Below are 10867 nucleotides of genomic sequence, written 5' to 3' on the forward strand. Positions count from 1 at the left end.
GGAGACGAGGACGGGGAGACAGGGTGACCGACGGGGCGCTTCTTCATGAGCTCGTCCTGGCGCAGGCCGTACGCACTCCGGACGCGACGGCCGTCCGCCAGGGGGACCACCGCCTGACCTACCGCGAGCTGGTCTCGGCGGCGGCGGGGCTGGCGCACCGGCTGCGCGCGGCCGGCGCGGGGCCCGAGGCGCGGGTCGGCGTGTGCCACCGCCGCACGCCGGACCTGCTGGTCTGCGTGCTCGGCGTGCTCATGTCCGGGAGCGCGTACGTGCCGCTGGACCCGGGGCATCCGCGCCGGCGGCTGGCCGGGATCGTCGCGGACGCGGGCATCGCCGCGGTCGTCGCGGACGCGACGGGCGCCGGCCTGCTGGCCGGGCTCCCCGTCCGACTGGAGCCGCCACGCCCACCGGCCGACGAGCCGCGCGAGCCGGGGACGCACGCGGGCGAGCCGCCCGCGAGCCGGGGACGCACGCGGGCGAGCCGTACGCGCCCGGGACGGACGCGGACCCGGTGGGCGAGCCGCCCGCGCGGGTGACGCCGCCGGGCGCGGCGGCCTACGTGCTCTACACCTCCGGCTCCACCGGGCGGCCCAAGGGCGTGGTGGTGAGCCACGCCTCGGCGGTGTCGTTCGTGCGGATGGCGGGCGAGGTGTTCGGGCTCGACGCCGGGTGCCGGTCGATCGGGTTCGCCGCGCTCGGGTTCGACGTGTCCGTGCTGGACGTCTTCGCCCCGCTGGCGAGGGGCGGCTCGGTGATGCTGGTCCCCGAGGAGGACCGCACCGACGCCGCTCGCCTCCAGCGTTTCCTGGAGCGGCACCGGGTGACGTGGGGCACGATCCCGCCCGCGCTGCTCCCGCTGCTGGAGCCGGACCGGCTGCCCTGGCTCCGCGACCTGCTCACCGCGGGCGAGCCGGCCGGGCCCGAGCAGGTGGCCCGCTGGACGGCGGGCGGGCGGCGCTTCCACAACTGGTACGGCCCCACCGAGACCACCGTGTGCGTGGTCGGCACCGAGCTGACGGGCGCTTGGGACCGGCCGCTGCCGATCGGGCACGCGCTGCCGGGCTGCCGCGCGTACATCCTCGACGACCTGCTCGACCCCTGCCCGCCCGGCACCCCCGGCGAGCTGTGCATCGGCGGCCCGCAACTGGCGCGCGGCTACCTGGACCGGCCGGGGCTGTCGGCCGAGCGGTTCGTGCCCGACCCGTACGGGGGGCCGGGGGCGCGCATGTACCGCACCGGGGACCAGGTCGTGCTGGAGGACGACGGCCGCATCGGCTTCATCGGCCGGCTGGACCGGCAGGTGAAGATCCAGGGCCAGCGGGTCGAGATCGGCGAGATCGAGGCGGTGCTGCGCGCGCATCCCGGGGTGCGGCAGGCGGTGGCGGACGTGACCGACGGCCCCGCCGGGCTGAAGGAGCTGACCGCCTACCTGACGCCGCTGGACGCGCCCGGCATCGAGGGGGTGCGGGCCCACTGCCTGGAGCGGCTGCCCGCGTACATGACGCCCACCAGGGTCGTACGGCTGGCCGCGCTGCCGCTGACGGCGGCGGGCAAGATCGACCTGGCGGCCCTCCGCGCCCAGCGGACCGCCTCCAAGGGGACGGACCGGCCGGGCGCGAGCGGGATCGAGCGGGAGGTGGCGGCGGCCTGGGCCGAGGCGTTCGGGAGCGGGGAGCCGGGGCCGGACGACGACTTCCTCGCCTGCGGCGGCCACTCCCTGCTGGCGATGCGCCTGACGGCGCTGCTGCGGTCCCGGCTCGGCAAGGAGATCGAGACCGGCGACGTGCTGGCGGCCCGCACCGTGGCGGGGATCGCCCGCCTGGCCGGGTCCGCCCCGCCGGTGCGGGACGAGCCGCCGGTCGCGGCGCCGGCCGCGCTGTCGGCGGTGCAGCGCCGCATGTGGTTCGTGGAACGGCTGGCGCCCGGCACGCCCGCGCACAACATCGCGATGGCGCAGCGCCTGACCGGGCCGCTCGACGTGGACGCCCTGCGCGCCGCCCTGGCGGCGGTGGCGGAGCGGCACGAGGTGCTGCGCTGGCGGGTGCCGCAGGCGGGCGGGGTGCCGGTCGTCGCCGTGTCGCCGCCCGGCCCGGTGCCGCTGCCCGTGGAGGACGTCACCGAGGAGGAGCTGGGCGAACGCCTGGAAGCCGAGGCGCGGACCCCCTTCGACCTGGAGGCCGGGCCGCTGTGGCGAGCCCGCCTGCTGCGCCTCGCCCCGGAGCCCCGCCGCGCGGGCGAGGCGACCAGGGCCGAGGTGACCGGGGCCGGGGCGACCGGGGGCGGCGCGTTCGTGCTGGCCGTCACGGCTCATCACCTCGTGTTCGACGGCTGGTCGCAGCGGGTGTTCTACGACGAGGTGAGCCGCGCCTACCGGGGAGCGGCGCCGCCGCCGCTGCGCACGACGGGCGGCGGGTACGCCGCCTACCTGGCCGGGCGGGACGGGGCGGCGGACCTGGAGTGGTGGCGGGAGCACCTGGAGGGCGCGCCCGCCGTGCTCGACCTGCCGCGCGACCATCCGCGGCCGGCCGTGCAGACGTTCGAGGGGGCGGGCGCCGCCGCCGAGGCCGGCGCCGCCGTCAGCGCCGGGGTCCGGGCGCTGGCCGCGCGGCTGGGCGGCACGCCGTACGCGGTGATGCTGGCGGCGTTCGCGCAGGTGCTGCGGCGGCTCACCGGGCAGCGCGACCTGGTCGTCGGGGCGCCGGTCGCGGACCGGCGCGACCCGGCGTTCCATCCGCTGATCGGGTGCCTGGTGCAGGTGCTGCCGCTGCGGCTGCGGGTGGCGGACGGCGAGTCGTTCGAGGCGCACGTGGCGCGCTGCCAGGAGACGTTGTCCGGGGCGCTGGCGCACCTGGACGTGCACCTGGAGCGGCTGGTCGACCGGCTCGGCCCCGGCCGCGACCTGTCCAGGAACCCGCTGGTGCAGGTGCTGTTCAACATGTACGACTTCGCCGAGCCGCGGCTGGAGCTGCCCGGCGTCACCGCCGAGCCGCTGCCGCCGGGGCTGCCGGGCGCGCTGTTCGACCTGACGCTGTACGTGGGGGAACGGGACAGGCGGTACGTGGTGCAGGCCGCCTACAACCCCCGGCTGTTCCGCAGGGAGCGGATCGAGGAGCTGCTCGCGGGATACCTGCGGATCCTCGGCGACCTGGTCGCCGCGCCGGAGCTGCCGGTCCGGCGCGCGTCGCTGCGCTCAGGGAGCGCCGGGCCGCTCCCGGACGGGAGCGCGCCGTTGCCGGGCTGGGACGGGCCCGGGGTGGTGGAGCGCGTCCTCGCGCACGGCGGCGGCGACCGGGTGGCGGTCGCCGGTGAGGACGGCGGGCTGAGCTACGGCGAGCTGGGCCGGCTGATGAGGGCGGTCGGCGCCGCCGTGACGGCCGCCGGTGCGGCGTCCCCCGGCGGTGCTGAGGGTGGGACGGTGGCGATCCTCGCGGCCCGGGTGTGCGAGCTGCCCGCCCTGATGCTGGGCGTGCTCGGGGCGGGGGCGCGGTGGGCGGTGCTGGACGCCGCGCTGCCGGCCGCCCGGCTGGCGGCGCAGGCGCGGGCCGCCGGCGCGCGGGCGCTGATCGTCTGCCCGGGGGTGAGCGTGCCCGCCGAGCTGGCCTGGCTGCCCAGAGTGCCCGACATATCGGACTTGGTCGTTGCGCAGACCGGAGCGGGAGCAGGACCGGTCACGAAGCCGCAGTCGGGCGCGAAGGCAGGCGCGGGCGCGAAGGCAGGCGCGGAGGCGAAGGCGGGGGCGGGCGCGGAAGCGGGGGCGTTTCCGGTGGCGGCCGGGCGGCGCGGTTATCTGATGTTCACCTCGGGCACCACCGGCGAGCCCAAGCCCGTCCTGACCCCCGAACGCCCCCTGGCCCGCTTCCTCACCTGGTACGCCACCGAGTTCGCGCTGACCCCCGACGACCGCTTCGCGCTGCTGGCCGGGCTGGCGCACGACCCGCTGCTCCGCGACGTCGGCGCCCCGCTGACCCTGGGCGCCACGCTGCACGTGCCGGGCCAGGACCGCGTCCGCGACCCGGCCCGCCTGGCCGCCTGGCTGCGCGAGCGGGCGATCACGGTCGCGCACCTCACCCCGCAGCTCGCCACCCTGATCGCCGCGGCCGGGGTGGAGCTGCCCGCGCTGCGGCTCGTGCTGTTCGGCGGGGACCGGCTGACGTTCGCGGACGCGGCCAGGTTCGCGGCGGTGGCGCCGGGCGCCCGCCTGGTCAACGTCTACGGCACCACGGAGACGCCGCAGGCGCAGGCCGTCCACGAGATCACCGGCCGGCCGGCCGTGTCCGGCGAGCCGGTGCCGGTCGGCCGCGGCGTGGCCGGCGCGGAGCTGCTCGTGCTGGACGCCGCCGGCGCCCCGGCGGCCGTCGGCGAGCTGGGCGAGGTCGTGGTGCGGAGCCGCCGGCTGGCGGAGGCGTACCTGAACGACGGCGAGCTGACCCGGCGGCGCTTCAGCCGCGAGCCGGACGGCGAGACGGCCCGTTACCGCACCGGCGACCTCGGCCGGTTCGACCCGGAGGGCCGGGTGGTGCCGGCCGGGCGGGCCGACGGGCAGGTGAAGATCCGCGGTCACCGGGTGGAGCTGGGCGAGGTGGAGGCGGCGCTGGCCGCGCATCCCGGGGTGCGGGCGGCGGCGGCGCGGGTGGCCGAGCAGCCGGGCGGCGCGGTGCTGCACGCGTACGCGGTGCCGGCGAGCGCGGCGGTGCAGGCGGGCGAGCTGCGCCGGCACCTGGCGGCCCGCCTGCCCGACCACGCCGTCCCGGCCGAGCTGGTGCTCCTGCCGGCGTTGCCGCTGACGCCGAACGGCAAGGTGGACCGGGCCGCGCTGCCCGCCCCTCCACCGAGGCCGGCGGCCGGGCCCGGGCAGGAGCCGGCGTCCGCGACCGAGCGCCTGGTCGCCGGCGTCTGGCGCGAGGTCCTCGGCCTGCCGCGGGTCGCCGCGGAGGCGAACTTCTTCGAGATCGGCGGGCACTCGCTCGCCACCGCCCAGGTCCAGGCCCGCCTCGCCGCCTCACTAGGGCGCGAGGTGCCGATCGTGGACCTGTTCCGCTTCCCGACCGTGCGCGCGCTGGCCGCCCACCTCGACGGCGAGCGGCGCACGACCGGGACGGAGCGCGCCGCCAGGCGGGTGGCGGCGCGCCGGGCACGACCCTCAACTCGGCCCCACCGGGCCAGACGGGAGAGTAGCGAATGACCGCTGAGCTGAACCACGACGAGGAGGGGCCCGGGGTCGAGCCGATCGCGGTCGTCGGGCTGGCCTGCCGTCTCCCCGGCGCCGAGGACGTGTCCGCCTACTGGCGCAACCTGGTGGGCGGCGTGGAGTCGGTGCGGTTCTACACGCGCGAGGAGCAGGCGGCCCTCGGCGTGCCCGACTACCTGCTGGACGACCCGACGTTCGTCCCGGCCTCGGCCATCGCGGCCGGGTACGGCGCCCTCGACGCCGCCTTCTTCGGCATGTCCCCGCGCGAGGCGGAGCTGCGCGACCCGCAGCAGCGGATGTTCCTGGAGCTGGCCAGCACCGCGCTGGACGACGCCGGCTACGACCCCGCCCGCTACCCGGGCGAGATCGGCGTGTACGGGGCCATCGGCTCCGACGAGTACCAATGGCTGTACATCCGCCCGAACACGAAGGTGTTCGCCTCCGTCGGCAACCTCGCCGTCTACACCGGCAACCATCCCGACTACCTGGCCACGACGGTGTCGTACAAGCTGGACCTGCGCGGCCCCAGCGTGACCCTGCACACCGCCTGCTCCTCCTCGCTGACCGCGCTGCACGTGGCGTGCGAGGCGCTGCGCAGCGGCGAGTGCGACATGGCGCTGACCGGCGGCGCGTCGCTGGAGCTGCCCGCCGAGTGGGGCTACCAGTACCACCAGGACGGCATCTACGCCCCCGACGGGCACTGCCGGGCGTTCGACGCCGCCGCGGCCGGCACGATCTGGGGCGGGGGCGGCGGCATGGCCGTGCTGAAGCGGCTGTCGGACGCGATCGCCGACGGCGACCACATCAGGGCCGTGGTGATCGGCAACGCGATCAACAACGACGGCGCCACCAAGATGGGCTTCTCCGCGCCGAGCGCCGAGGGCCAGGCGGCGGCGGTCTCGCAGGCGCTGGGCGTGGCGCAGATCGACCCGCGCACGGTCACCTACGTCGAGGCGCACGGCACCGGGACCTCGCTGGGCGACCCGATCGAGGTGGCGGCCCTGTCGAGCGTGCTCGGCGCGGGCACGGACGAGGCGGGCTGGTGCGGCATCGGCTCGGTCAAGACCAACATCGGCCATCTGGGGCCGGCGGCCGGCATCGCGGGCTTCATCAAGACGGTGCTGGCGCTGGAGCACGGGCTGATCCCGCCGAGCCTCAACTTCGAGCGGCCGAACCCGCGCATCGACTTCGGCACGAACCCGTTCCGGGTGGTCTCCTCGCTGACCAAGTGGGAGACGAACGGCTTCCCGCGCCGGGCGGGCGTCAGCTCGTTCGGCATCGGCGGCACGAACGCGCACGTGATCGTCGAGCAGGCGCCGCCCGCGCCGCTGCCGACCGCCCAGCCGCGCCCCGCCCACCTGCTGCTGCTGTCGGCCCGCACCCCGGCGGCGCTGGACGCCGCCGTGGCGGGGCTGGCCGACCATCTGAAGGGGCGGGAGCTGGACCTGGCCGACGTGGCGTTCACGCTGCGGGCCGGCCGGCGCCGCTACGCGCACCGCGCCGCCGTGGTGGCGGCCGACACCGCCGACGCGGTGACGGCGCTGTCCACGCCCCGGCGCGTGACGAAGGGCAGGGCGGGCACGCCCAAGGTGGCCTGGCTGTTCTCCGGCCAGGGCGCGCAGTACGCGGGCATGGGCGCCGGGCTCTACCGCACCGAGCCGGTCTTCGCCGCCGCCGTGGACGAGTGCGCCGCGCTCCTCCACGAGGAGCTGGGCCTGGACCTGCGCACCCTGCTGTTCCCCGCCGGCGACGAGCGGGAGGCGGCCGAGGAGCGGCTGCGGCAGACGGCGCTCACCCAGCCCGCGCTGTTCACGGTGGAGTGGGCGCTGGCCCGGCTGTGGCGCTCGTGGGGCGTGGAGCCGGCCGCCATGGTGGGGCACAGCATCGGCGAGTACGTGGCCGCGACCGTCGCGGGCGTCTTCTCGCTGCCGGACGCGCTGCGCCTGGTGGCCGCCCGCGGCCGGCTCATGCAGAGCATGCCGCCCGGCGCGATGCTCGCCCTGCGCCGCGACCAGGAGGAGGTGCGCGCCGACCTGCCCGAGGGCCTGTCCGTCGCCACCGTCAACGGCCCCGGCACGTGCGTCGTGGCCGGCCCCGCCGAGCTGGTCGCCGGCTACGCCGCCCGGCTCGACGAGGCCGGCGTGCAGCACACCGCGCTCCGCACCTCGCACGCCTTCCACTCGGCGATGATGGACCCGATACTCGGCGACTTCCACGCGGCCGTCGCCGCCGTCCCCCGGCACGCGCCCGCGCTGCCGTTCCTGTCGAACGTCACCGGCACCTGGATCACCGCCGCGCAGGCCACGGACCCCGCCTACTGGACGCGGCACCTGCGCGAGACGGTCCGCTTCGGCGACTGCGTGGCGACGCTCGCCGCCGAGGGCGAGTGGCGGCTGGTGGAGTGCGGCCCGGGCCGCCAGCTCGCCGGCCTGGCCAGGGCCCAGCTCCCCCAGTCCGCGCCGCGCCCGCTGGCCAGCCTGCCCGGGCCCGCCGACGGCAAGCAGGACCTGGAGGTGCTGTACGCGACGGCCGGCGCGTTGTGGACGGCGGGCGTGCCGCTGGAGGCCGACGCCCTGGCCGAGCCCGCCCGGCGGGTGCCGCTGCCCGCGTACCCGTACGAGCGGGCCGAGCACTGGGTGCGGACCGCGTTCGACCCGGAGCTCGTCTTCCCCCGGCCGCCGCGGGCGGGCGCGCTGCCGCTGGAGGAGTGGTTCTCGGTGCCGGCCTGGCGGCAGGCGCCGGTCACGCCGGCCGGGACCGCCGCGCTGGCCGGGACGCGCTGCCTGGTGTTCGCCGGGCCGGCCGCCGAGCCGCTGCTGGACGGGCTGCGCGCGACCGGCGCGGACGCCGTCAGGGTGGTGCCCGGCGACGCGTACGGGGTCGCGGCGGACGGCACGGTCACCGTCCGGCCGGCCGAGCGCGACGACTACGAGGCGCTGCTGGCCGCGACCGGCGTGCCCGCGCGCGTCGTGCACGCCTGGGCGCTGGACGGCGCGCCCGCCGCCACGCCGGAGGAGGCGACCGCCGCCCAGGCGCTCGGCTTCCACAGCCTGCTGGCCCTGGTGCAGGCGCTGGCCGGCGCCGAACGGGAAGCGGGCGTGCTGCTGGACGTCGTGACCGCCGGCACGCAGGCCGTCACCGGCGGGGACGTGCGCCGGCCCGAGCACGCCACCGTCGCGGGCGTCACCGGCGTCGTCCCGCTGGAGGCCCGCCGGCTGACCGCCCGGCACCTGGACCTGGAGGCGGGGCCGTACGACGTGGGCAAGGTGCTGGCCGAGCTGGCCGCCGAGCCGGCCGAGCCGGTGGAGGGCGTGCCGCCGTCCGCGGTCGCGCTCCGCGCCGGCCGCCGCTGGCTGCGCGGCTTCGAGCCGGTGCCGCTGCCGCCGCAGGACGACCCGCTGCGCCACGAGGGCGTGTACGTGATCACCGGCGGGCTCGGCGGCATCGGCCTCACCCTGGCCGAGGACCTGGCCCGGCGCGCGCGGGCCAGGCTGGTCCTGCTCGGCCGCTCCGGTCTGCCGCCGCGGGAGAGCTGGGACGCGCTGGCGGACGCGCCGGAGCGGGTGCGGCGGGCGGTCGCCGCGGTGCGGCGCATGGAGGAGGCCGGCGCCGAGGTGCTGGTGCTGACCGCCGACGTGACCGACGCCGCGTCGCTGCGCCGGGTCAGGGACGAGGCGCTGGCCAGGTTCGGCCGGATCGACGGCCTGGTGCACGCGGCCGGGGTGCCCGGCGGCGGCATGGCCGAGGTGAAGGAGCGCGCCGCCGCCGACGCCGTGCTGGCCCCGAAGCTCGCCGGCACGATGGCGCTGCGCGAGGCTTTCGGCGGCCTGCCGCTCGACTTCGTGCTGCTCTGCTCGTCGGTGACGGCGGTCGCGGGCGGGTTCGGCCAGGTCGACTACTGCGGGGCCAACGCCTTCATGGACGCCTTCGCGCACGTCTGGCCGGGCCGGGTGCTGTCGGTGAACTGGGGGGCGTGGCTGGAGGTCGGCATGGCCGCCGAGGTCGCCGCCCCGGTGGCCTTCCGCGCCCTCCAGCGCGGCGACCGGGTGAGCCGCCTGGAGCACCCCCTGCTCAGCCACCGGCACGAGAGCGCGGGCCGCCGCCCCTGGTACGCCGCCACCCTGTCGGCGGAGACGCACTGGGTCCTGGACGAGCACCGGGTGGCCGGGGTGCCGGTGCTGCCCGGCACCGGCTACCTGGAGGCGGCCCGCGCCGCGTTCGAGGCGGCCGTGCCGAGCCCGGGTCCCGGGCACGTGGCCGAGCTGCGCGACGTCGCCTTCGTCGCGCCGCTGCCGGTCGCCGAGGGGTCGAGCGCCGAGCTGCGGGTGCTGCTCACGCCCGCGGGCGACGGCGTGGACTTCGAGGTGGTCAGCGTCACCGGCGGCGACCAGGTCCAGCACGCCCGGGGCGCGGCGGCCTGGGTGCCCGCCGCCGGGCCCGCCGCCGGGGACCTGGCCGAGATCCGGGCCCGCTGCGCGCACGACGGCGAGGCCGACCTGTTCGCGTCGGCGTCCGGGCTGGTCACGTTCGGGCCGCGCTGGCGCAGCCTGCGCGAGGTGCGGCTCGGCCGGGACGAGCGGCTGGCCCGGCTGGAGGCCGTCCCCGAGGTCGCCGCCGAGCTGGCCGCGCTGCCGCTGCACCCGGCGCTGCTGGACGAGGCGACCGCGTTCGTCGCCGTCGCCGGCGAGCACAGCTACCTGCCGCTCGGCTACGGCCGGCTGACCGTGCACGCCCCGCTCCCGGCCACGGTGTGGAGCCACGCCCGGCTCCGCGACACCGGCGGCGGCGAGGTGCTGGCCGCCGACCTCACCCTGTACGACGACGCCGGCGAGCGCGTGCTGGACATCTCGGACTTCGTGCTGCGGCGCGTCGACCGGCAGGAGATGAGCCGGTCCGTCGGCGAGGGGGCCAGGCACGCGGCCGGGGCGGCGGCGGTGAAGGAGGAGTCCGCGACCGCGGGCGTCGCCCTGGACCTCGACGGCGCCAAGCGCGGCATCCCGCCGGCGGACGGCGCCGAGGCGTTCCGCCGGCTGCTGGCCGCCGACCTGGGCGCCCAGGTGGTGGTGAACGCCACCGCGTTGCCCGAGTTCGTGGCCGGGGTGCGCGAGCTGACCCAGGACACGGTGGCCGACGAGCTGGACGCCGCGGCGGCGGCCGGCGACTCCGGGGCGGTGGCCGACGACCACGTCGCGCCCCGCAACGAGCTGGAGAGCATGCTCGCCGGGCTGTGGGGCGAGGTGCTCGGCGCGCGGCGCGTCAGCGTCGAGCACGACTTCTTCGAGCTGGGCGGCAACTCGCTGGTGGCGGTCCAGCTCATCGCGCTCATCAGGAAGAAGATCGGCGTCCGGCTGCCCATGCGCAGCCTCTTCCAGGTGCCCACCGTGGCCGGCATGGCCGCGCTGGTGGAGGAGCTGCGCGGCAAGGACGCCCAGGAACGGGCGACGACCGTCACCCGGCTCCCCCGAGAGGAGAGGCGCTGACATGCGGGACGGCCAGTACAAGGTCGTGGTCAACGACGAGGAGCAGTACTCCATCTGGTTCGCCGGGCGTCCGCTGCCGCAGGGCTGGCGGGAGACCGGCTTCGAAGGGTCGAAGCAGAGCTGCCTCGACCACATCGAGCAGGTCTGGACCGACATGCGCCCGCGCAGCCTGCGCGAGGCCATGGACCGGTAGAGGAGC

At 77.5% G+C, this 10867-nt stretch carries 4 protein-coding genes; all 4 read left to right on the top strand.

Going from position 1 to position 10867, the window contains the following annotated elements:
* Positions 1–23: 23 nt before the first annotated feature.
* The 4 genes from MF672_RS24915 to MF672_RS24930 are packed head-to-tail and all read left to right on the top strand — an operon-like array spanning position 24 to position 10861.
* A complete protein-coding gene (locus MF672_RS24915; protein ID WP_247815419.1) occupies positions 24–536 on the top strand; it encodes an AMP-binding protein in 513 nt (170 codons plus the stop codon).
* Positions 512–5182 carry an AMP-binding protein gene (locus MF672_RS24920; protein WP_247815420.1) on the top strand — a complete coding sequence of 1557 codons (4671 nt, stop codon included), beginning with the start codon at positions 512–514 and terminating at the stop codon, positions 5180–5182. The genes MF672_RS24915 and MF672_RS24920 overlap by 25 nt, the downstream gene beginning before the upstream one ends.
* Entirely contained in the window at positions 5179–10668 is a 5490-nt protein-coding gene (locus MF672_RS24925) for a type I polyketide synthase (protein WP_242382661.1), read from the top strand. The genes MF672_RS24920 and MF672_RS24925 overlap by 4 nt, the downstream gene beginning before the upstream one ends.
* Position 10669: 1 nt before the next feature.
* Positions 10670–10861: an MbtH family protein gene (locus MF672_RS24930; protein WP_242382659.1), complete on the top strand. Its 192-nt coding sequence runs from the start codon at positions 10670–10672 to the stop codon at positions 10859–10861.
* Positions 10862–10867 lie beyond the last annotated feature (6 nt).

Source organism: Actinomadura luzonensis (assembly GCF_022664455.2).
Lineage (GTDB): Bacteria > Actinomycetota > Actinomycetes > Streptosporangiales > Streptosporangiaceae > Nonomuraea > Nonomuraea luzonensis.